Annotated in this window: 19 protein-coding genes; 8 read left to right on the top strand and 11 right to left on the bottom strand. The window is 62.5% G+C overall.

Annotation, left to right across the window (positions count from 1 at the left end; all coding sequences use genetic code 11):
• Positions 1-65 precede the first annotated feature (65 nt).
• Positions 66-1,907 carry a dihydroxy-acid dehydratase gene (gene ilvD / locus ASC85_RS12385; protein ID WP_057449518.1) on the top strand — a complete coding sequence of 614 codons (1,842 nt, stop codon included), beginning with the start codon at positions 66-68 and terminating at the stop codon, positions 1,905-1,907.
• 145 nt (positions 1,908-2,052) lie between these two features.
• Here the strand turns inward: ilvD and ASC85_RS12380 are convergent, their stop codons facing one another.
• On the bottom strand, positions 2,053-3,108 hold the full coding sequence (locus ASC85_RS12380) for a phosphorylcholine phosphatase (RefSeq protein ID WP_057449517.1): 1,056 nt from the start codon (positions 3,106-3,108) through the stop codon (positions 2,053-2,055).
• A 243-nt stretch (positions 3,109-3,351) separates the two neighbouring features.
• On the opposite strand from ASC85_RS12380, the gene ASC85_RS12375 reads away from it, so the two are divergent.
• The gene (locus ASC85_RS12375) at positions 3,352-4,743 is read left to right on the top strand and encodes an L-cystine transporter (protein WP_057449516.1); all 1,392 of its coding nucleotides are present in this window, start codon (positions 3,352-3,354) and stop codon (positions 4,741-4,743) included.
• Between the two features lie 119 nt (positions 4,744-4,862).
• On the opposite strand, the gene ASC85_RS12370 is transcribed toward ASC85_RS12375, so the two are convergent.
• On the bottom strand, positions 4,863-5,375 hold the full coding sequence (locus ASC85_RS12370; protein ID WP_046063218.1) for a dihydrofolate reductase: 513 nt from the start codon (positions 5,373-5,375) through the stop codon (positions 4,863-4,865).
• 86 nt (positions 5,376-5,461) lie between these two features.
• On the opposite strand from ASC85_RS12370, the gene ASC85_RS12365 reads away from it, so the two are divergent.
• Positions 5,462-6,829 carry a DUF2868 domain-containing protein gene (locus tag ASC85_RS12365; RefSeq protein WP_057449515.1) on the top strand — a complete coding sequence of 456 codons (1,368 nt, stop codon included), beginning with the start codon at positions 5,462-5,464 and terminating at the stop codon, positions 6,827-6,829.
• Complete coding sequence (locus ASC85_RS12360; protein ID WP_057449514.1) at positions 6,822-8,195, top strand: GTPase/DUF3482 domain-containing protein; 1,374 nt, start codon at positions 6,822-6,824, stop codon at positions 8,193-8,195. The genes ASC85_RS12365 and ASC85_RS12360 overlap by 8 nt, the downstream gene beginning before the upstream one ends.
• Before the next feature lie 143 nt (positions 8,196-8,338).
• Here ASC85_RS12360 and ASC85_RS12355 read toward each other — a convergent pair whose 3' ends face one another.
• Positions 8,339-8,830, bottom strand: a complete 492-nt coding sequence (locus ASC85_RS12355) for a DUF523 domain-containing protein (RefSeq protein ID WP_057449513.1) — start codon at positions 8,828-8,830, stop codon at positions 8,339-8,341.
• A gap of 2 nt (positions 8,831-8,832) precedes the next feature.
• Positions 8,833-9,465 carry a 2OG-Fe(II) oxygenase gene (locus tag ASC85_RS12350; protein ID WP_057449512.1) on the bottom strand — a complete coding sequence of 211 codons (633 nt, stop codon included), beginning with the start codon at positions 9,463-9,465 and terminating at the stop codon, positions 8,833-8,835.
• 153 nt (positions 9,466-9,618) lie between these two features.
• Between ASC85_RS12350 and ASC85_RS12345 the strand changes: the two genes are divergently transcribed.
• Positions 9,619-10,362, top strand: a complete 744-nt coding sequence (locus tag ASC85_RS12345) for a DUF2059 domain-containing protein (protein WP_057449511.1) — start codon at positions 9,619-9,621, stop codon at positions 10,360-10,362.
• Between the two features lie 96 nt (positions 10,363-10,458).
• Here ASC85_RS12345 and ASC85_RS12340 read toward each other — a convergent pair whose 3' ends face one another.
• The gene (locus ASC85_RS12340; RefSeq protein WP_057449510.1) at positions 10,459-11,406 is read right to left on the bottom strand and encodes an alpha/beta hydrolase; all 948 of its coding nucleotides are present in this window, start codon (positions 11,404-11,406) and stop codon (positions 10,459-10,461) included.
• 108 nt (positions 11,407-11,514) lie between these two features.
• Between ASC85_RS12340 and ASC85_RS12335 the strand changes: the two genes are divergently transcribed.
• The 3 genes from ASC85_RS12335 (at position 11,515) to ASC85_RS12325 (ending at position 15,058) form a co-directional block, all read left to right on the top strand.
• Positions 11,515-12,090: a DUF6436 domain-containing protein gene (locus tag ASC85_RS12335; protein WP_057449509.1), complete on the top strand. Its 576-nt coding sequence runs from the start codon at positions 11,515-11,517 to the stop codon at positions 12,088-12,090.
• A 118-nt stretch (positions 12,091-12,208) separates the two neighbouring features.
• Positions 12,209-14,614, top strand: coding sequence for a penicillin acylase family protein (locus tag ASC85_RS12330; RefSeq protein WP_057449508.1), 2,406 nt, complete (start codon positions 12,209-12,211; stop codon positions 14,612-14,614).
• Between the two features lie 102 nt (positions 14,615-14,716).
• A complete protein-coding gene (locus tag ASC85_RS12325) occupies positions 14,717-15,058 on the top strand; it encodes a carboxymuconolactone decarboxylase family protein (RefSeq protein ID WP_003206631.1) in 342 nt (113 codons plus the stop codon).
• An 835-nt stretch (positions 15,059-15,893) separates the two neighbouring features.
• Here the strand turns inward: ASC85_RS12325 and ASC85_RS12315 are convergent.
• From ASC85_RS12315 to ASC85_RS12290, 6 genes are all read right to left on the bottom strand, one after another.
• Positions 15,894-16,781 carry an ABC transporter permease subunit gene (locus ASC85_RS12315; RefSeq protein ID WP_057449506.1) on the bottom strand — a complete coding sequence of 296 codons (888 nt, stop codon included), beginning with the start codon at positions 16,779-16,781 and terminating at the stop codon, positions 15,894-15,896.
• On the bottom strand, positions 16,778-17,698 hold the full coding sequence (locus tag ASC85_RS12310; RefSeq protein WP_057449505.1) for an ABC transporter permease subunit: 921 nt from the start codon (positions 17,696-17,698) through the stop codon (positions 16,778-16,780). The genes ASC85_RS12315 and ASC85_RS12310 overlap by 4 nt, the downstream gene beginning before the upstream one ends.
• Positions 17,695-18,837 (bottom strand): ABC transporter ATP-binding protein, encoded by a 1,143-nt coding sequence (locus tag ASC85_RS12305; RefSeq protein ID WP_014340741.1) that lies wholly within the window; start codon positions 18,835-18,837, stop codon positions 17,695-17,697. Before ASC85_RS12305 ends, ASC85_RS12310 begins: the two co-directional genes overlap by 4 nt.
• Before the next feature lie 61 nt (positions 18,838-18,898).
• Positions 18,899-19,996 carry a polyamine ABC transporter substrate-binding protein gene (locus ASC85_RS12300; RefSeq protein ID WP_057449504.1) on the bottom strand — a complete coding sequence of 366 codons (1,098 nt, stop codon included), beginning with the start codon at positions 19,994-19,996 and terminating at the stop codon, positions 18,899-18,901.
• Between the two features lie 184 nt (positions 19,997-20,180).
• Positions 20,181-21,278 (bottom strand): polyamine ABC transporter substrate-binding protein, encoded by a 1,098-nt coding sequence (locus tag ASC85_RS12295; protein WP_057449503.1) that lies wholly within the window; start codon positions 21,276-21,278, stop codon positions 20,181-20,183.
• A 182-nt stretch (positions 21,279-21,460) separates the two neighbouring features.
• Positions 21,461-22,825, bottom strand: a complete 1,365-nt coding sequence (locus ASC85_RS12290) for an aspartate aminotransferase family protein (RefSeq protein WP_057449502.1) — start codon at positions 22,823-22,825, stop codon at positions 21,461-21,463.
• Positions 22,826-22,843: the final 18 nt, after the last annotated feature.

Genomic DNA, 22,843 nt, shown 5'->3' with positions numbered 1-22,843 from the left:
GTCGACAGAAGCTCACTTCCCCATTGATACCTGATAAGTACCTGATTAGCCGCCCGGAGTGCTCCATGCCTGATTACCGCTCGAAAACATCCACCCATGGCCGCAACATGGCCGGCGCCCGTGCCTTGTGGCGCGCCACGGGGATGAAGGATGACGACTTCAAGAAGCCGATCATCGCCATTGCCAACTCCTTCACCCAGTTCGTACCGGGCCACGTCCACCTCAAGGACCTCGGCCAACTGGTTGCCCGGGAAATCGAACGTGTCGGCGGCGTAGCGAAAGAATTCAATACCATCGCCGTGGACGACGGCATCGCCATGGGCCACGACGGCATGCTCTATTCGCTGCCGAGCCGCGAGATCATCGCCGACTCCGTCGAATACATGGTCAACGCCCATTGCGCCGACGCCATCGTGTGCATCTCCAACTGCGACAAGATCACCCCGGGCATGCTCATGGCCGCCCTGCGCCTGAACATCCCGGTGATCTTCGTCTCCGGCGGCCCGATGGAAGCCGGCAAGACCAAGCTCGCCAGCCACGGCCTCGACCTGGTCGACGCCATGGTGATCGCCGCCGACTCCAGCGCTTCTGACGAGAAGGTTGCCGAGTACGAGCGCAGCGCCTGCCCGACCTGCGGTTCGTGCTCCGGCATGTTCACCGCCAACTCGATGAACTGCCTGACCGAAGCCCTGGGCCTGGCCCTGCCGGGCAACGGTTCGACCCTCGCCACCCACAGCGATCGCGAACAGCTGTTCCTCCAGGCCGGCCGGACCATCGTCGAGCTGTGCAAGCGCTACTACGGTGAGAACGACGAGTCGGTGCTGCCGCGCAACATCGCCAACTTCAAGGCGTTCGAAAACGCCATGACCCTGGACATCGCCATGGGCGGTTCCACCAACACCATCCTCCACTTGCTGGCCGCTGCCCAGGAAGCCGAGATCGATTTCGACCTGCGCGACATCGACCGCCTGTCCCGTCACGTGCCGCAACTGTGCAAGGTCGCGCCGAACATCCAGAAGTACCACATGGAAGACGTGCACCGTGCCGGCGGGATCTTCAGCATCCTCGGCTCCCTGGCCCGTGGCGGCCTGTTGCACACCGACCTGCCGACCGTGCACAGCAAGACCATGGCCGAAGGCATCGCCAAGTGGGACATCACCCAGACCACCGACGAGGCCGTGCATCACTTCTTCAAGGCCGGCCCGGCGGGCATTCCGACGCAAACCGCGTTCAGCCAGTCGACCCGTTGGGAAACCCTGGACGACGACCGTGAAAACGGCTGCATCCGCAGCGTCGAGCACGCGTACTCCAAGGAAGGTGGCCTGGCCGTGCTGTACGGCAACATCGCCCTGGATGGCTGCGTGGTGAAAACCGCAGGCGTCGACGAGTCGATCCATGTGTTCGAAGGCAACGCGAAGATTTTCGAAAGCCAGGACAGCGCCGTGCGCGGCATCCTCGCTGACGAAGTGAAGGCCGGCGACATCGTGATCATTCGCTACGAAGGTCCGAAAGGCGGCCCGGGCATGCAGGAAATGCTCTACCCAACCTCCTACCTGAAGTCCAAGGGCCTGGGCAAAGCCTGCGCCTTGCTGACCGACGGCCGGTTCTCCGGCGGCACCTCGGGCCTGTCCATCGGCCACGCTTCGCCGGAGGCAGCCGCTGGCGGCGCCATCGGTCTGGTACGGGACGGTGACAAGGTCCTGATCGACATTCCGAACCGCTCGATCAACCTGTTGATCAGCGACGAAGAACTGGCCGGGCGCCGCGTCGAACAGGACAACAAGGGCTGGAAACCGGTGGAAGTGCGTCCACGCAAAGTCACCACGGCCCTCAAGGCCTACGCCCTGCTCGCCACCAGCGCCGACAAGGGCGCGGTGCGTAACAAGGCGATGCTTGACGGCTTGTAAGCGTCGACAACGCATCGAGTAGGAGGCGGATTCTGATCGTTCCCACGCTCTGCGTGGGGATGCCTCAAGGGACGCTCTGCGTCCAGTGACGCGGAGCGTCACGGTATGCATTCCCACGCAGAGCGTGGGAACGATCATTGCTGGCTTACTGGATATCTTCCGGTTTGACGATCACCCAGTTCTTGTCCGCCGTCACCGGCAGTCCTTCCTTGGCCTGGGCGGCAGCGTGCTTGGCCATCATGCCGTTAATCTGGGTCATGTATTTGTCCTTGCGGTTGACCCACAGGTGGATACCGCCCTTGGCCACGTCCACATCGTGGAACAGCATGTAGCCGTCACTGCTCGGCGTGTCACCCGCCACCAGCACCGGTTTTTTCCATTCATCGATGTACGTCAGGATCGCCGCGTGCTTGCCGGCCATCCAGGTCGCCGGGGTCCACAGGTAAGGTGTGTACTCCAGGCCAAGGTTGGCCTTCTCGTCATATTTGCCCGCGGTGATTTGCTTGCGGGCGGTGGTCAGCTCGCCACTCTTGCGGTCCTTGAGCAGCGTGGTCACGCCGATCACGTTCTGCGGCTTGAGGTTGTAGCCGTACTTCGGATCCGAGGCGACCATGCGCACCAACTCTTCGGAAGCGGCGGTCATGACATAGACCTCGATGCCGTTTTCCATCAGCTTGTTGTACAGCTCGGCCTGGCCGGTGAAGATTTTCGGCGGGTTGACGTTGTACTGGACCACCTTGTCGCCATCGTAATAGGTGGTCGGCACCGGCTTGCCGGACGCCATCAGCTCGTCGACATAGCCCTTGAGCTCCTTGAGGGTAAAGCCGGAAAACACCTGGGCCACCCACGGGTAGCAGACCATGTCATCGACTTCGCACAGGCGGTAGTAGTAGCTGAACAGGCTTTCCTTGTGGTCGGCGGTGTCCTTGAACGGCATCAGCTTCAAAGACGGGTCCAGGGTTTCCCGGGTGATGAGGCCCTTGTTCTCCATGAACGGCAGCAACGACTCTTCCAGATCGTAGCGGTAACTGGTGTTGTCCATGTCGAACACCGCGTAGTTACCCTTGTTGGCGTTGGCCGCGATCATCGTCTCCAGGGCCTTGGCTTGTTCCGCCGGCCAGTGTTTGAGATCGGTGGCGAGTGCCTGGCCGGCGAGACCAAGACTCAAGGCGACAGCAAGAAAACGAGGTACGAGCTTCATCGGCATTTCTCCCGGGTTCAAAAGAACTCGACGCTAACAAATGCTTGTGACAGTCCTCGCCTACCCGCGACCGCTTGCGTCTTGATTGCGCCAGCGACATATCCGTAAACGTCGCAGCCTTATTCCATAAACGACAATCCACATGCGTTTTTAGTATTAATTCATTAGTTATCAGGCTGTTAGGCTTCCCGGCTCACAGTCGCGGCTTCGGGCGACTGGCACGTCTTATCGGAGTCTCTTTTGATGAATCTGCCGCTGATCCTCAATCTTCTGGTGTTCCTCGCCTTGCTGTTCGGCCTGGCACAAACCCGTCACCGCACCTGGAGCCTGGCCAAGAAAGTCCTGCTGGCATTGGTACTGGGCGTGGTGTTCGGTCTCGCCCTGCACACGATTTATGGCGCCGGCAACCCGGTGCTCAAGGCCTCGATCGGCTGGTTCGACCTGGTGGGCAACGGCTACGTACAGTTGCTGCAAATGATCGTAATCCCGCTGGTCTTCGCCTCGATCCTCAGCGCCGTGGCCCGCCTGCATAACGCCTCGTCCCTGGGCAAGATCAGCTTCCTGACCATCGGCACGCTGCTGTTCACCACCGCCATCGCCGCGCTGATCGGCATTGGCCTGACCAACCTGTTCGGCCTCACCGCCGAAGGCCTGGTGGCCGGCACCCAGGAACTGGCGCGCCTGCAAGTGATCCAGAACGACTACGCCGGCAAGGTCGCCGACCTGAACATCCCGCAATTACTGCTTTCATTCATCCCACAGAACCCCTTTGCCGACCTGGCCCGGGCCAAGCCGACCTCGATCATCAGCGTGGTGATCTTCGCCGCGTTCCTCGGGGTCGCGGCGTTGCAGTTGCTCAAGGACGACGTGGAGAAAGGCCAGAAAGTGATCAACGCCATCGACACCCTGCAAAGCTGGGTGACGCGCCTGGTGCGCCTGGTGATGAAATTGACGCCGTACGGTGTACTGGCGCTGATGACCAAGGTGGTGGCTGGTTCCAACCTGCAGGACATCATCAAGCTCGGCAGTTTTGTCGTGGTGTCGTACCTGGGGCTGGGCCTGATGTTCGTGGTCCATGGCCTGCTGGTGTCCGCTGCCGGGATCAACCCGTTGCGCTTTTTCCGCAAGATCTGGCCGGTGCTGACCTTCGCCTTCACCAGCCGCTCCAGCGCGGCCACCATCCCGTTGAGTATCGAAGCCCAGACCAGCCGCCTCGGCATTCCACGGGCGATTGCCAGCTTCAGCGCCTCGTTCGGCGCCACCATCGGCCAGAACGGTTGTGCCGGCCTTTATCCGGCCATGCTGGCGGTGATGGTCGCGCCGACGGTGGGCATCAATCCGCTGGATCCGGTGTGGATCGCGACGCTGGTGGCGATCGTGACGTTGAGTTCGGCCGGGGTGGCCGGGGTCGGTGGCGGCGCGACGTTCGCCGCGCTGATCGTGCTGCCGGCCATGGGCTTGCCGGTCTCGCTGGTGGCGTTGCTGATTTCCGTCGAACCGCTGATCGACATGGGCCGTACAGCGTTGAACGTCAGCGGCTCAATCACCGCCGGGGCGATTACCAGCCAGGTGATGCAGCAGACTGACAAGGCGTTGCTCGATACCGAGGAGCATGGGGAGCTGGTGCACGCTTGATTGCCCTGATACCTGTGGGAGCAAGGCTTGCCCGCGATGAAAGCGACGCGGTCTTCCATGGATCGAGGCGCCCGGATCGCGGGCAAGCCTTGCTCCCACAGGCATTGCTCACACAGGGCTTACAGCTTTTCCCACACCTCAAAGCTATAGGCCGGCTTGTCCCCTTCGGCCGGGTTCGGCTGGTTCGAAACCAGCGTCCACTGGCTCGAATCGAACTCAGGAAACCACGCGTCACCCTCAGGACTCAGCGCCACGCGGGTCAGGTACAGTCGATCCGCCTGTTCCAGGGCCTGGGCGTACAGTTGGGCACCGCCGATCAACATCAACTCGTCGACGCCCTGTTCCAGTGCCCACGCCTCGGCCCGCGCCACCGCAGCCTCCAGGGTGGAGAACACTTGCGCGCCTTCCAGCACCAGGCCCGACTGGCGGCTGACCACGATGTTCAGGCGTCCCGGCAACGGTCGACCGAGGGAGTCCCAGGTCTTGCGCCCCATGATGATCGGCTTGCCCAGGGTGGTGGCCTTGAAGTATTTGAAATCCCCCGGCAGGTGCCAGGGCATGCTGTTGTCGACGCCGATCACACGGTTTTCACCGAGGGCTGCGATCAGGCTTAAGGGGAGAGTTTTGTTCATGGCCGCGAGGATACCAGAGGCTCGGCGTACCCCGACAGGCATCACAGCGGTTATGCTCAACCCTCATTCGAGCAACGGAAGCACTCGTGACAGTACTGCAGAACCTCTGGTTGACCGAGACGATACGCCTGCGTGAAGAACACGCCGGCCCGCTCGAGGACCAGGAAGCCAATCGCCTGGCCCGTGGGGCCGGCGGCGACTTAGCCACGCGCATCCGCCACCGCGCCCGCTGGCTGGCCGAACGCGATGGCCTCACCGAAGCCCTGCGCCATTGGCTGCAAGGGGCGCGCCTGGCGCTGATCGCATTGGCGCTGCTCGCCGTCGTCAGCGGCGCCGGCCTGGGCTTTGCCGCACTTGGCAACGGGCAGGCAACGGTCAATGTGTTCTGGGCCTTGGGCAGCCTGTTGGGGCTGAACCTGATCCTGCTCAGCGGCTGGGCCTTGGGCCTGATCTTCGCTGGCGAGCAAGGTGCCACGTTGGGACGCCTGTGGCTGTGGCTCAGCGAAAAATTCGCCCGCGACGCCAAGGCCGCCCAACTGGCGCCGGCCCTGCTGCTGTTGCTGCAACGGCACAAACTCAATCGCTGGGCCCTCGGCGTGTTGGTCAATGGCCTGTGGCTGCTGGCGATGCTCAGCGCGCTGGTCATCGTCCTGCTGCTGATGGCGACCCGGCGCTATGGCTTCGTCTGGGAAACCACCATCCTCGGCGGCGAGACCTTCGTCGCCATGACCCAGGCCCTCGGCGCGCTGCCCGCCCTGCTGGGCTTCAGCGTGCCGACGGTGGAAATGATCCGCGCCAGTGGCGACGCCGCCCTGAACATCGAGAGCGCCCGCCAGGCCTGGGCTGGCTGGCTGGTCGGTGTGCTGCTGGTCTATGGCCTGTTGCCGCGCCTGGGCCTGGCACTGCTGTGCCTGTGGCGTTGGCGGCGCGGCCGCGCCACGCTGCGCCTGGACCTGAACCTGCCGGGCTACGCCCAATTGCGTGAACGGCTGATGCCCAGCAGCGAGCGACTGGGCGTCAACGACGCCGCCCCCGCGCAACTGCATCCCATCGAAAGTGCTGTCAGCGCCATGAACAGCGACGGCGCGCTGCTGGTGGCAATCGAGTTGGACGACCGGCCCTGGCCGCCCAAGCTGCCCGAAACCGTAAAAAGCGCCGGCATTCTCGACAGCCGCGAGTCGCGCCACAAACTCCTCGAACAACTGTCGCGCTTTCCGCCGGCACGCCTGGCAATTGCCTGCGACCCACGCCGTTCACCGGACCGCGGCAGCCTGGCGCTGATCGCCGAGCTGGCCCGCAGCGCCAGCGCCACCCGCGTCTGGCTGTTGCAGGCGCCGCCCGGCGAAGCGCTGGATGCCGAGCGCCTGGGCGACTGGCACACCGCACTGCAACAGTTGCAGTTGCCCTTCGCCGACTGCATGCCCTTGAACTGGCTGGAGACCGGCCATGACTGAGCCCATGAAGCCGCTGAAGCTGGCCGTGGTCGGCCACACCAATGTCGGCAAGACCTCGCTGCTGCGTACCTTGACCCGCGACGTCGGCTTCGGCGAAGTGTCCCATCGCCCGAGCACCACCCGGCATGTCGAGGGTGCGCGCCTGTCGGTGGACGGCGAAGCGCTGCTGGAGCTGTACGACACGCCGGGCCTGGAAGACGCCATCGCCCTGCTCGATTACCTCGAGCGTCTTGAGCGTCCTGGCGAACGCCTCGACGGTCCGGCGCGCCTGGCCCGCTTCCTCGAGGGCAGCGAGGCGCGGCAACGCTTCGAACAGGAAGCCAAAGTGCTGCGGCAACTGCTCGCCAGCGACGCCGGGCTGTATGTGATCGACGCCCGGGAACCGGTGCTGGCCAAGTACCGCGACGAATTGGAAGTCCTCGCCAGTTGTGGCAAGCCGCTGCTGCCGGTGTTGAATTTCGTCAGCAGCGCCCACCATCGCGAGCCCGACTGGCGCGAAGCCCTGGCGCGACTGGGGCTGCACGCCCTGGTGCGCTTTGACAGCGTCGCCCCGCCCGAGGACGGCGAGCGACGTCTGTATGAGAGCCTCGCGCTGTTGCTGGAAAGCGCCCGCGGGCAGCTGGAACGCCTGGTCGCCGACCAACAAGCCCAACGCCTGGCCCGCCAGCAGAGCGCGGCACGCTTGATCGCCGAACTGCTGATTGACTGCGCCGCCTGCCGACGCAGCGTCGCCAGCGACGCCGAACTGGAACGCGAGGCCATTAGCGAACTGCGCAACGCGGTGCGTCAGCGCGAGCAGCGCTGCGTCGAGGCCCTGCTCAAGCTCTATGCTTTCCGTCCTCAGGACGCCGCCGCCAGCGATTTGCCGCTGCTCGACGGGCGTTGGGGCGATGATCTGTTCAACCCCGAGACCCTCAAGCAACTGGGCGTACGCGTCGGTGGCGGGATCGCGGCGGGTGCGGCGGCCGGGGCCGGCGTGGATTTGCTGGTGGGCGGCCTGACCCTTGGCGCCGCCGCCCTGGCCGGGGCCATTGTCGGCGGCACCCTGCAAACCGCCCGCAGCTATGGCAACCGGCTGATGGGCAAGCTCAAGGGGCAACGGGAATTGACGGTGGACGACAGCGTGCTGCGCCTGTTGGCCCTGCGCCAATGCCAACTGCTGCAAGCCCTCAACCAGCGCGGCCATGCGGCAATGGACAGCATCCGCATCGCCACGCCCCAGGACAAGACCTGGCGCGAAGGCAAGCTGCCCGAAGCCTTGAACAAGGCGCGGGCACATCCGCAATGGTCATCCCTGAATACTCAACCGCGATTGAGCCAGGCAGAACGCCAGGAGCTGATTGAGCAGTTGGCTGAGCAGCTATAGCCCCTGTAGCAAGAGATTTTGTGGGAGCAAGGCTTGCCCGCGATGAAAGCGATGCGGTCTTTCAGAGACCGAGGCGCCTGTATCGCGGGCAAGCCTTGCTCCCACAGAGAGTTCCTTGCCGCTGAGAACTGCGCGGCTCAAGGTTACTTGTTGTTCAGGGCCTTGAGGGCCGCCGCCGCTTCAGGCAACTCCAGCTCACTGAACACCTTCACGCCATGCCGCTTGAGCAACGCCGCCGTCACGCCTTCGCCGCTGACCTTCACCCCGCTGAACGTTCCGTCATAGGTCAACAGGTTGCCGCACGACGGGCTGTTGGCCTTGAGCACGGCGATGCGGATGCCGTTTTCACGCACCCGTTCCAGCGCTTGATACGCGCCCGACAGGAACTGCGCACTCACATCCTCGCCGTCGGTGGTGATAACCAGTGCCTGGCCGTCGAGCACTTGTCCGCCCTGCCCGCCTGGAATCTCCGCCGCCGCCCGAGGCGTGGGCAAGCCGCCGGCGACTTCCGGGCACAGCGGCACGATCCGGCCTTCGTCGAGCCACTGCTGAAGTTGATCGAACGGCCCGCTGGCACCGCCGTCGTAACGCACGCGATGCCCGAGCAGGCAGCGACTGACCAGGATCTTTTCCATCGTCAGAACAACTCGTTGCCGCGACGGCGGAACCAACCGGTCAAGGACAGGCGATCGCGCGTGGCCGGCAGTACTTCATGGGGAATGTCCCCCGACAGGAACACCACCAGGCAACCGCCAATGGGCACCACGTCCTGTTCGAGGCTTTCGTCCAGGTACATGCGCAACTGGCCGCCGTGTTCCGGCAACCAGTCATCATTGAGGTAGAGCACCGCCGAGACCATGCGGCGGTCGTCATCGCGGAAGCGGTCGACGTGCCTGAGGTAGAACGCGCCGGGTGGATAGAGGGCAAAGTGGCTTTCGAAGTCTTCCAGGCCCAGGAACAACCCGCGATTCATCGCCTCGCGCAGGCTGTCCATCAGCGCCAGGTAATGGTCGCAGGCTTGCGCCTGGCCGGGTTCGATCCACTGGATGTGATCACCCCGGATCCCTTCGCGGATCTCCGAGAACGGCCCGCGCCCGACCGCTGCCGGGGCGAGTTCGCCCTCGACGGCACGCTGGCGGCATTCGGCCGCCAGGGCGCGCGTCAGCGCATCCGGCAGGAAGAGGTTCTGCTGCGACCAGCCGCGCTCGGCCAGGTCGTCGACGATACGTAACAGCAGCGGGTGATCAGAAGGTATTTGCATGGCGCGCATAGTATGCCTGTGCCTGCAAAACCGACAGCGCCACGCAGCGGGTTCGCTGTGTCGGTTCGCTGCGTCAAATTGCACCGCCGTACGAACTTGATACGAATTCTCGACAAGACCCCACACCCCACGGAGAATAGTCGGCTGCTGACAGGAGTCCCTATGCGCCGTTTGCTTTTCTCACTGTTGATGTTCTGCGTTTTGCCCGCCTGGGCAGACAGCTACGACCAGTTGTACAAGGTCGCCGGCTGGCCGGAACAGCGGGCGCATTTCAATGACGCCTTGAGCGCCGCCCAGCAGCGCTATCAGAGCAGCCTCCCGCCGGCAGTGTTCCAGGCCCTGGTGAACAACAGCAATCAACGTTTCGCCCCCCAGGCCATGGACCAGCGGGCCGAGACGCAGATGCGCAAGAATCTGCGTGACCCCAGCCCGGCCCTGAGCTTTTTCCAGTCACCCCTGGGCCGCAAGGTCGTCGCGGCTGAGTTGCTGGCGACCCGGCGTGATCAATTGGCGAAAAACGCCAAGGGCCTGCCGAAGATGCCCGCCAGCGACAACCGCCTGTTGATCATCGGCCACCTGGCCCAGGCCCTGCCAGCACGCGAGGCCGGCGCCGAAGTCAGCCTGGCGATCGCCGGCGTGGCGGCCGACAGCCTCAGTTCGATGATCCCGGGGCTCTTGGGTGCAGGCCAGGCCCAGGGCATGTTGAATGGACAACGCCAACGGTTAATGGAACAGATCGGCGCGGACCTGAACAACACGCTGTTGTACGTCTACCGTGACCTCACGGATACCGAGCTGGAAGAGTTCGCCACCTTCGCCGAATCGACCGAGGGCCAGGCTTATTATCAAGCGGCCCTGGCGGCGATTCGGGCGGGGTTGGCGGTGGGGCAGAATCTTGGGCAGTAGTTCAGCGCCGCCATCGCGAGCAAGCTCGCTCCCACATTGGATCTAGCAGCTCAATACCCTGTGGGAGCGAGCTTGCTCGCGATAGCAATAACCCAGTCACCGCCGAACTCGGCTCATCCGCTTCGTCAGAAAACCAAACATCTCCTGCCGCAACGCCAGCGCCTCATTCGCCAGATGATGGCGTCCCTCGGGCAACATCAACACCTGCGGCCGGTCGAACTTGCTGCGCAGCACTTGCAGGTTGTGCGCCCAATCCACCGTCATGTCCGCCTGCCCCTGCACGATCAACGGTTGGCGCTGGCTGCTCGGGGCGGCTTCGATACGTTTGATCCATTGCCCCAGCGCGCCCACCCAGGCGGTGGGCAGGCGCAGCGGTTGCAGCGGGTCGGCTTGCAGGAACGGCAGGAAGTCCGGGTCGGTGGAGTTCTCGCTGAAGCGTCGCGCAATCCCCCTCACGAAGGGCTTGAGCAGGTAATAACTCAGGCGCGACCAGCCCCAGGCCCGCGGCCGCACCAGGGGCGACAGCAGGATGACCTGGCCCTGGGCCGGGCTCTGCGCACCCTGGTTGAGCACGTGATCGACGACGATGGCCCCGCCGGTGCTTTGCCCGCACAGATGCCAGGGTTGCGGCAGGCCCAGCGTCCCGGCCTCGGCCAACAGGCCCTGCAAGGTGGCCTGGTACTCGGCAAAATCCTCGATACTGGCGCGCTCGCCACTGGACAGGCCGTGGCCCGGCAGGTCGCAGGCGATCACTGCGAATTTCTGCTCCAGGGCCCACTCGATCAAGTGGCGATACAGCCCCATGTGATCGTAATAACCGTGGAACACAAACAAGGTCGCCACGGCTTTTTCCGGCCACCAGACCTGGCTGACCAACTCATACCCACCCACCTCGAAACGCCCCAATCCCTTGCGCACGCTGCGCTGGGGAAAGTCCAGGCCATAGAACCGCTGGTAGGCCTGGGCTTGCTCGGACAGGGCTTGCCACTGGGCCAGCGGCTGCAGGCTGGCTCGCAGGAGATCGGGGTCGAAAGTGGCAGGCATCAAGATTTCCAGGCATAGGCGCATCGCGCGAAACAGACTTTGTAGGCCTGCGATATTCATCTGTCGCGGCAGGCATGGCAAGCTACGCGGCTTCAGAGGATCGACTCCATGCGCCCGTCCCACCGCACGACCTTGCTTGCCAGCCTGCTTGCCCTCGGATGCGCCGTCGTCTTGTGGACGGCCTATGACTGGTTCCAAGGCCGTTTCCTGCGGGCCTTCAGCCAACACACGGCGGTGTTTTCCGGCGACCCGCTGCGTCTGCCTGCCGATCTGGCCGGCCCTGGCGCGATACGCCTGGTGCATTTCTGGGACCCAGCGTGCCCGTGCAACGTCGGCAACCAGCAACACCTTTCCGAGCTGGTCGATAAATATGTACCGCAAGGCGTCGAGTTCTATGCGGTACAAAAGCCCGGCAGCCAGGGTCAATTGCCGGCCACCTTGAATAGCCTCAAGCCGCTCCCGAGCCTGCCCGGCTCAAACCAGATTCCCGCCAGCCCGGCCGTGGCGATCTGGGATCGCAGCGGCCAGCTCGCGTATTTCGGTCCCTACAGCGAAGGTTTGACCTGCAATTCGAGCAACAGCTTCATCGAGCCGATTCTCGAGGCGTTGAGCGGTGGTCGAGCGGTCAATGCAACCCACACAATGGCGGTGGGTTGCTATTGTCCGTGGGCCCAGGACAAATAGGGAAAGGAATAAGACGGCGAATCCCCCCGAGGAGCGATGCGAAGTCGCGTAGCGACATGTTAAACATGGAATAAACAGCGAGGCCCTGGGACCGCTGTCACCAGAATAAGGAATCACCATGAAACGCACCCTCATCGCCTTCCTGTCATTGGTCGTCACCGCGATCATCGTCGCGGGCGGCTACCTCTACAGCAAGCAGCCCACCCGCCAAGGCACGGTGCAGTTGCAAGGGCTGCATGGCTCGGTGACAGTGCGCTACGACGAACGCGGTGTGCCGCATATCCGCGCCGAGAACGAAACCGACCTGTACCGCGCCCTCGGTTACGTCCATGCCCAGGATCGGCTGTTCCAGATGGAGATCATGCGCCGCCTCGCCCGTGGTGAGCTGGCCGAGGTGCTGGGGCCGAAACTGCTCGACACCGACAAGCTGATGCGCAGCCTGCGCATCCGTGAGCGTGCCGCGGCCTACGTGACCGAGCAGGACCCACAATCCCCGGCCTGGATCGCCATGCAAGCCTATCTGGACGGCATCAACGCCTACCAGGACAGCCACACCCGGCCCGTGGAGTTCGATGTGCTGGGCATTCCCAAGCGCCCGTTCACCGCCGAAGACACCGTGAGCGTTACCGGCTACATGGCCTACAGCTTCGCCGCGGCCTTTCGCACCGAACCCCTGCTGACCTACGTGCGCGATGTGCTGGGTGCCAACTACCTGAACATTTTCGACCTCGACTGGCAGCCTCAGGGCGTGCTGGCCGAAGGTCGCAAAAGCGGCCTGCCGCTGGCGGCCGCCGACTGGAAAGACCTTAATGCCCTGGCCCGCCTGAGCGAGCAGGCCCTGGCCGACAACGGCCTGCCGCAGTTCGAGGGCAGCAATGCCTGGGCGGTTTCCGGCAGCCGCACCCACAGCGGCAAGCCGTTGCTGGCGGGTGACCCGCACATCCGTTTCTCCACGCCTTCGGTGTGGTACGAGGCGCACTTGTCGGCCCCGGGGTTCGAACTCTATGGGCAGTACCAGGCGCTGCTGCCCTTTGCGACGCTGGGCATGAACCGGGATTTCGGCTGGAGCGTCACCATGTTCCAGAACGACGACCTGGACCTGATCGCCGAGAAGGTCAACCCGGACAATCCCGAACAGGTCTGGTATCGCGACCAATGGGTGGACATGACCCGCAGCGAGCAGCAGATCGCGGTCAAGGGCCAGGCGCCGATGACGCTGGTGCTGCGCCAGTCGCCCCATGGTCCGATCGTCAACGATGCCCTCGGTGCGAACGCCGGCAAGACCCCGGTCGCCATGTGGTGGGGATTCCTGGAAAGCCGCAACCCGATCCTCGAGGCCTTTTACCAGCTCAACCGCGCCGACACCCTCACCAAGGCTCGCGGCGCTTCGGCCAAGATCCACGCACCCGGGCTGAACGTGGTGTGGGCCAACGCCAAGGGGGACATCGGCTGGTGGGCCGCCGCGCAACTGCCCAAGCGGCCAGCCGACGTGAAGCCTGGCTTCATCCTCGACGGCAGCAGCCCGGAGGCGGAAAAGGAAGGTTTCTATCCGTTCAGCAGCAACCCGCAGGAAGAGAACCCGGCGCGGGGCTACATCGTCTCGGCCAATTTCCAGCCGGTGTCGGCCAGCGGCATCGAGATCCCGGGTTACTACAACCTCGCCGACCGCGGCCAGCAACTCAACCAGCAGCTCAGCGACAAGCAGGCGAAGTGGGACCTGGAGAGCACCCAGAAACTGCAACTGGGCACCACCACCGCCTACGGCCCTCGCCTGCTCGCGCCTTTGCTGCCGGTGCTGCGTGAGGTGGTCAACGACCCACAGGAACGCAAATGGGTGGAACAACTGGCCCAATGGCCGGGCGATTACCCCCTGGACTCCACCAGCGCCACGCTGTTCAACCAGTTCCTGTTCAACCTGGCCGACGCGGCCCTGCACGATGAACTGGGCGACGGCTTCTTCGAAACCGCCCTGTCGACCCGGGTGATCGACGCAGCCCTTCCACGCCTGGCGGCCTCCGAAGACTCACCGTGGTGGGATGACCGCACGACCCTTGGCACGGAGACCCGCGCCGACACCGTGAAAAAGGCCTGGGACAAGAGCCTGGCGCACCTGAAGGCCACCTTCGGCGACGATGCCACGCAATGGCAATGGGGCATGGCCCATACCCTGACCCACGGCCACCCGCTGGGCCTGCAAAAGCCGCTGGACCGGATCTTCAACGTCGGCCCGTTCGCGGCACCGGGCACCCACGAGGTGCCCAACAACCTCTCCGCCAAAATCGGCCCGGCGCCGTGGCCGGTGACCTATGGGCCTTCGACGCGGCGCATCATCGACTTCGCCGACCCGACCCACAGCGTCACCATCAACCCCGTCGGCCAGAGCGGCGTGCCGTTCGACAAGCATTACGAAGACCAGGCCGAGGCGTACATAGAGGGGCTGTATCACCAGGCGCACCTGGCCGAGGAAGAAGTGACGGCCAATACCCATGGCACCTTGAAACTGTTGCCGGCCCGGGCGCCCTGAAGCGGGCGCGCAAGTCTTTTTCATCGCCACCCGGGCTTGGTCGTCATTGATGGTCAAGACTACAAGGGCGCAATCCCGCCTTTCCCACTAGGAGTCAACGCTATGTTCAACAATTGGTCCGAGCTGCTGCCTACCATCAAGAGCGCCTTTGGCGCCCTGGGCAAAAGCAATCCGAAGATGGTCAAGGCCTATATGGCCCTGGATGAAGCCGCGGCTGAAAACGACGTGCTCGATGCCAAGACCCGTGAGCTGATCTCCATCGCCGTCGCCATCACCACGCGCTGTGACGGTTGCATCGGCGTACACACCGACGCCGCCATCAAGGCCGGCGCCACCCGCGAAGAAATCGCCGCCACCCTGGCCACCGCGGTGTCCCTGAATGCCGGCGCGGCGTACATCTACTCCCTGCGCGCGCTGGAGGCCCATGACGCGTTGAAGAAGTGAAAGGCCAATACCTGCCCACCGCTATCGCGAGCGAGCTCGCTCCCACAATGGGATCTGCGTTTGGCCGCGGATTTGTAGGCGCCCCAAAAAACCTGTGGGAGCCGAGCTTGCTCGCGATGGCGGCCTGACATTCAGCATCTTCGCTGACTGACACACCGCTATCGCGAGCAGGCTCGCTCCCACATTGGATCTGCGTTTGGCCGCGGATTTATAGGCGCCCCAAAAAACCTGTGGGAGCAAAGCTTGCTCGCGATGGCGGCCTGACATTCAACTCTTCATTGACTGCCACACCGCTATCGCGAGCAGGCTCGCTCCCACAATGGGATCTGCGTTTGGCCGCAGATTTATAGGCGCCCCAAAAAACCTGTGGGAGCCGAGCTCGCTCGCGATGGCGGCCTGACATTCAGCATCTTCGCTGACTGACACACCGCTATCGCGAGCAGGCTCGCTCCCACAATGGGACCTGCGTTTGGCCGCAGATTTATAGGCGCCCCAAAAACCCTGTGGGAGCAAAGCTTGCTCGCGATGGCGGCCTGACATCGCGAGCAGGCTCGCTCCCACATTGGATCTGCGTTTGGCCACGGATTTATAGGCGCCCCAAAAACCCTGTGGGAGCAAAGCTTGCTCGCGATGGCGGCCTGACATTCAACTCTTCATTGACTGCCACACCGCTTTCGCGAGCAGGCTCGCTCCCACAATGGGATCTGCGTTTGGCCGCAGATTTATAGGCGCCCCAAAAAACCTGTGGGAGCAAAGCTTGCTCGCGATGGCGGCCTGACATTCAGCATCTTCGCTGACTGACACACCGCTATCGCGAGCAGGCTCGCTCCCACACTTAGACCGGCGCGGTCTCTGCCCGGCGTACTTCCGGTTGTTTCCAGGAGTCGGCGGCGCTTTCTTCGATGGCTTGCTGGATCGCGCGCTTGCGATTTTCTTCGGCGCGGCGGCTGAAGAACCAGACCAGGAAAGTCACCAGCGACACCGCCAGCAGGATCAGGCTCGCCACGGCGTTGATTTCCGGTTTCACCCCCAGGCGCACCGCCGAGAAGACTTCCATCGGCAAGGTCGTCGAGCCGGGGCCGGAGACGAAGCTCGCCAGTACCAGGTCATCCAGGGACAGCGCGAACGACATCATGCCCCCCGCCGCCAGTGACGGCGCGATCATCGGGATGGTGATCAAAAAGAACACCTTCCACGGCCGCGCACCGAGGTCCATGGCCGCTTCTTCGATGGACAGGTCCAGCTCACGCAAGCGCGCCGAGACCACCACCGCCACATAGGCCGCGCAAAACGTGGTGTGGGCGATCCAGATCGTGACGATGCCACGCTCCTGGGGCCAGCCGATCATCTGGGCCATGGCCACGAACAGCAGCAACAGCGACAGACCGGTAATCACTTCCGGCATCACCAACGGCGCGGTGACCAGGCCGCCGAACAGCGTGCGGCCCTTGAAGTGGGTGATGCGGGTCAGCACGAAAGCCGCCAGCGTACCCAGGGCCACCGCGGCAATCGCCGTGTAGCAGGCGATTTCCAGCGAGCGCAACACCGAACCCATCAGTTGGCTGTTGTCCAGCAGGCCGACGTACCACTTGATCGACCAGCCGCCCCATACCGTCACCAGTTTCGAGGCGTTGAACGAGTAGATCACCAGGATCAACATTGGCGCGTAGATGAACAGCAAACCCAGCACCAGCATCAGGCTTGAAAAACTGAAGCGCTTCATTCCTTGCCCTCCATTTCTTTGGCCTGACTGCGGTTGAACAGGATGATGGGCACGATCAGGATCGCCAGCATCACCACCGCCAGGGCGGATGCCACCGGCCAGTCACGGTTGTTGAAGAATTCCTGCCACAGCACTTTGCCGATCATCAGGGTTTCCGGGCCGCCCAGCAGTTCCGGGATCACGAACTCGCCCACCACGGGGATGAACACCAGCATGCAACCGGCGACGATGCCGTTCTTGGACAGCGGCACGGTGATTTTCCAGAAGCTGTTGAAGGTGCTCGAACCCAGGTCCGACGCGGCCTCCAACAGGCTGGCGTCATGTTTCACCAGGTTGGCGTACAACGGCAGGATCATGAACGGCAGATAGGAGTAGACCACCCCGATATACACCGCCAGGTTGGTGTTGAGGATTTGCAGCGGTTCGCTGATCCAACCCATGCTCAGCAAAAAGCCGTTGAGCAAACCGTTGTTACTGAGGATGCCCATCCACGCATAGACGCGGATCAGGATCGCGGTCCAAGTCGGCATCATGATCAGCAGCACCAGCACCGTCTGCATCTCTTTGCGGGCATTGGCGATGCCGTAGGCCATCGGATAACCGATCAGCAGGCACAAGACGGTGCTGATCAGCGCCATCTTCAGCGAGCCAAGGTAGGCGGCGATGTACAGCTCGTCCTCGCTCAGCATCGCGTAGTTGGCGAGGTTGAGCAGCACCTGCAGCTTCTGGTCGACGTAGCTGTAGATCTCGGTGTACGGCGGGATGGCTACGTCGGCTTCGGCGAAGCTGATCTTCAGGACAATGAAGAACGGCAGCATGAAGAACAGGAACAGCCAGATGAAGGGCACCCCGATGACCAACTGGCGGCCACCGGGCGTTATTCGATCGAGTCGGCGTTTGAGTTTGCGCATGTTCATGAGCGAAGTACCACGCCGCTGTCGTCTTCCCACCAGACGAATACCTGGTCGCCCCAAGTCGGACGCTGGCCGCGGCGTTCGGCGTTGGCGACGAAGGACTGCACCAGCTTGCCGCTCGGCAACTCGACGTAGAACACCGAATGGCCGCCCAGGTAGGCGATGTCATGGACCTTGCCGCTGGACCAGTTGTGCTCACAGGTCGGCTGCTCGGACGTGACCAGCAGCTTTTCCGGGCGAATGGCGTAGGTCACAGACTTGTCCTGCACCGAGGTGCTGATGCCGTGGCCCACGTAGATGTTGCGGTCCAGGTCCTTGCAGGTCAGCACCGCGTGGCCTTCGGCGTCGTCCACCACTTCGGTCTCGAAGATGTTGACGTTGCCGATGAACTCGCAGACCAGCCGGCTGGTCGGGGTTTCGTAGATGTCGATCGGGCTGCCTATCTGGGCGATCCAGCCCAGGTGCATGATCGCGATGCGCTCGGCCATGGTCATGGCCTCTTCCTGGTCGTGGGTCACCATGACGCAGGTCACGCCAACCCGCTCGATGATCTCCACCAGCTCAAGTTGCATTTGCGAGCGCAGCTTCTTGTCCAGCGCCCCCATCGGCTCGTCGAGCAACAACAGCTTCGGCCGCTTGGCCAGGGAACGGGCCAGGGCTACACGCTGGCGCTGGCCGCCGGAGAGCTGGTGCGGCTTGCGCTTGGCGTACTGGCTCATCTGCACCAGCTTGAGCATTTCAGCCACGCGGGCATCGACCTCGGCTTTCGGGATCTTGTCCTGTTGCAAGCCAAAGGCGATGTTCTGCGCCACAGTCATGTGGGGGAACAAAGCGTAGGACTGGAACATCATGTTGATCGGCCGCTCGTAGGGCGGCATATCGGTGATGTCCACGCCATCGAGGAAAATCCGCCCTTCGGTAGGCCGCTCGAAACCGGCCAGCATGCGCAGCAAGGTGGATTTGCCCGATCCCGAACCGCCGAGCAAGGCGAAGATCTCACCTTTCTTGATTTCCAGGGACACATCGTCCACGGCAATCGTCTCGTCGAACTTTTTCGTGACCCGGTCGATTTTGACCAACACCTGCTTGGGTGTCTGGTCGCCCTCGAGGGCTTTCTTATAGGCGCCGGAGGCAACTGCCATTTACGAAACTCCCACAGAATTTGCAGTTCGCCCCACGCGGACGAACCTAAGAGTGTTGACGTTATTTACCCGACTTGACCTTGGTCCAGCTGCGAGTCATGAGTCGTTGGATCTTGGGCGGCAACTCGGAGTTGACGTAGAGCTTGTCGACGACCGCTTGCGGTGGATAAACCGCTTCGTCGGTGCGTACTTTCTGGTCCATCAGTTCGCCAGCCTTGGGGTTCGGGTTGGCATAACCGACGACATCGCTGACCTGGGCGATCACCTCAGGCTTGAGCAGGTAGTTGATGAACGCGAGCGCTTGCTTGACGTTGCTGGCGTCGCGCGGGATCGCCAGCATGTCAAACCACAGGTTGCCACCTTCCTTGGGAATCACGTAGGCGATATCGACGCCCTTGCCGGCTTCGCTGGCACGTTCGCGGGCCTGGAAGATGTCGCCGGAGAAACCGGCGGCCACGCAGATCTCGCCATTGGCCAGATCGGAGATGTATTTGGAGGAATTGAAGTAGGTCACGTAAGGGCGGATCTTGAGGAGCTGGGCCTCGGCCTTCTTGTAGTCTTCAGGGTCTTCGCTGTTGGGATTCAGGCCCAGGTAATTGAGCATCGCCGGGATCATCTCGTCGCCCGAGTCGAGGAACGAAACGCCGCAACTGGACAGCTTCTTGATGTTTTCCGGCTCGAACAGCATGGCCCACGAATCGATCTTGTCGACGCCCAGGACTGCCTTGATCTTCTCGACGTTGTAGCCGATGCCGTTGGTGCCCCACAGGTAAGGCACGGCGTACTGGTTGCCCGGATCGTTCTTTTCCAGGCGCTTGAGCAGCACAGGGTCGAGGTTGGCGTAGTTGGGCAACTGCGCCTTGTCGAGCTTCTGGAACGCCCCGGCCTTGATCTGCTTGCCCAGGAAGTGGTTGGACGGCACCACCACGTCGTAACCGGTGCGCCCGGCCAGCAACTTGCCTTCCAGGGTTTCGTTGGAGTCGAACACGTCATACACCGGCTTGATGCCAGTGGCTTTTTCGAAATCCGCCAGGGTGGTCTCGCCGATGTAGTCCGACCAATTATAAATATGCACGGTGGAGGCGGCCTGGACGCTGACGGCGAGCGTCAAGCCGGCGCCGACCAGCAAGGCGTTGCGTAACAAAGAAAAGACTGGCACGTGGAGGTCCTCTTAAATAGTTGGGCCCAAGTTGCCCCCGTTACTTGGCCAAGAGAGGCCCTGCAACAAAACCGGCGCGCAACTTACCCTCGATAAACCGATCCAGCAAAACTTTTAATTATTTAATTGCTCCTGTTGCCGCCGCCGCGATGGCAGCGACAACAGGAAGATGCTTCAGGCCGGCTTATTTACCGGATTTGATCTTGGTCCAGCTGCGAGTCATGATCCGCTGGGTCACGGCTGGCAGGTCGGCAATCGCGTAGAGCTTGGCTTGCACGTCCGCCGGCGGGTAGATGCCCGGGTCGCTGGTGATTTCCTTGCTGACCAGCGGCGTAGAGGCCGCGTTGCCGTTCGGGAAGCTCACGGTGTCGGTGATTTCAGCCATGATTTCCGGCTTTTGCAGGAAGGTCATGAACTTGTAGGCACCCTCGACGTTCTCGGCATCCTTGGGGATGGCGACCATGTCGAAGAAGCTGCCAGCACCTTCCTTCGGAATGTTGTAGCTGACTTTAACCTTGCCGCCGGCTTCGGCAGCACGGGACTTGGCCTGGTAGATGTCGCCCGAGTAGCCGACCGCTACACAGATGTTGCCGTTGGCCAGGTCGGAGATGTACTTGGAAGAGTGGAAGTAGCCGATCGAAGGACGGATCTTGAGGAACAGTGCCTCGGCTTCAGCCAGTTGTTTCTTGTCCTGGCTGTCGGTCGGATAGCCCAGGTAGTGCAGCGCCACCGGGATCATCTCGGTCGGCGAGTCGAGGAAGCTGATGCCGCAGGCTTTCAGCTTGGCGGCGTTTTCCGGCTTGAACAGCAGGTCCCACGAGTTGGTCGGCGCGTCGGCACCCAGGGCCGCCTTGACCTTCTCGGCGTTGAAACCAATGCCGATCGAACCCCACATGTACGGGAAGGCGTGTTCGTTGCCCGGATCGCTCACCGAAACAGCCTTGAGCAGGTCGGTGTTCAGGTTTTTCCAGTTGGGCAACTTGGACTTGTCGAGTTTCTGGTAGACCCCGGCCTTGATCTGCTTGGCCAGGAAGTTGTTCGACGGCACCACGATGTCATAACCGGATTTGCCGGCCAGCAACTTGGCTTCCAGGGTTTCGTTGCTGTCGAACACGTCGTAGACGACTTTGATCCCCGATTCTTTCTCGAACTTGGCGACGGTGTCCGGCGCAATGTAGTCGGACCAGTTATAGACGTGCAGCACTTTGTCGTCCGCCTGAACAGCACCCGCCATCACGCCCATCAGGGACATGGCGAGGAGGGTCTTGCCAGCTATCTTCATACCTAATGCCTTCATGAAAAAATGCTCCAGTTATTCTTCTTAGCCACAGTTCAGTAGCCGGCTCACGGGCGACTTGAACAGCCGGTAGTCTGGCAAGTTACAGGCCAGGCTTTCAACACAAGCCCAGCCTTTTATTCTCGCTGGGCGAGGCCCTTGCAGGCGCCTCGCTCAGAGCCTAGCACTTAGCCTTGCAACGCACTGAGCGTCAGGTCCAGGCACTGCCGCGCCTTGGTCACCAATTCATCGATCTCGGCCTTGCTGATCACCAGCGGCGGCGCAATGATCATGGTGTCGCCCACCGCGCGCATGATCAGCCCGTTATCGAAACAGAACTGCCGGCAGATCATGCCCACACCCTTGCCTTCGTAGCGCTTGCGCGTGGCCTTGTCCTCAACCAGCTCGATCGCCCCCAGCAAACCGACACCGCGCACTTCACCCACCAGCGGATGATCGTTCAGTTCCCGCAAACGCTTCTGCAAATAGGGTGCCGTTTCAGCATGGACGCGCTCGATGATCTTTTCGTCGCGCAGGATGCGGATGTTTTCCAGGGCCACCGCAGCGGCCACCGGGTGACCGGAATAGGTAAACCCGTGGTTGAAGTCGCCGCCTTCGTTGAGCACCGCGACCACGTCGTCACGCACGATCAGCCCGCCCATGGGGATGTAGCCGGAGGTCAGGCCCTTGGCGATGGTCATCATGTGCGGTTTCAACCCGTAATGGTCGGTACCGAACCACTCACCGGTACGACCGAAGCCGCAGATCACTTCGTCGGCCACGAACAGGATGTCGTACTTGGCGAGGATTTCCTTCATGCGCGGCCAGTAGCTGTCCGGCGGCACGATCACGCCGCCGGCGCCCTGGATCGGCTCGGCGATGAAGGCGCCGACGTTGTCCACGCCGAGCTCCAGGATCTTTTCTTCCAACTGGTTGGCCGCCCACACACCGAACTCTTCGGGGCTCATGTCGCCGCCTTCACCGAACCAGTAAGGCTGGGCGATGTGGACAATGCCCGGGATCGGCAAGTCGCCCTGTTCATGCATATAGGTCATGCCGCCCAGGCTCGCGCCGGCCACGGTCGAACCGTGATAACCGTTCTTGCGGCTGATGATGACTTTCTTGTTCGGCTGCCCCTTGATCGCCCAATAGTGGCGGACCATCCGCAACATGGTGTCGTTGCCTTCGGAGCCGGAACCGGTGAAGAACACGTGGTTCATGCCTTCAGGGGCGATGTCGGCGATGGCTTTGGACAATTCCAGCACCGGCGGGTGGGCCGTCTGGAAGAACAGGTTGTAGTACGGCAGCTCGCGCATCTGTTGGCTGGCGGCGTCGGCCAGTTCCTCGCGGCCATAACCGACGGCCACGCACCAGAGGCCGGCCATGCCGTCGAGGATCTTGTTGCCTTCACTGTCCCAGAGGTAGACACCCTTGGCGTGGGTGATGATGCGCGGGCCTTTCTCTTTGAGCTGCTTGAAGTCACTGAACGGCGCCAGGTGGTGATCGTTGCTCAGGGCCTGCCATTCACGGGTTTGCGGATTGTTGCGGGTCATGCCAATTCTCCTTTTATC

Origin of the sequence: Pseudomonas sp. Root401 (assembly GCF_001425105.1) — a bacterium.
Taxonomy (GTDB): Bacteria; Pseudomonadota; Gammaproteobacteria; order Pseudomonadales; family Pseudomonadaceae; genus Aquipseudomonas; species Aquipseudomonas brassicacearum.
Note: the sequence above shows the minus strand (reverse complement) of the source record. Positions and strands in the feature narration are given on the sequence as shown.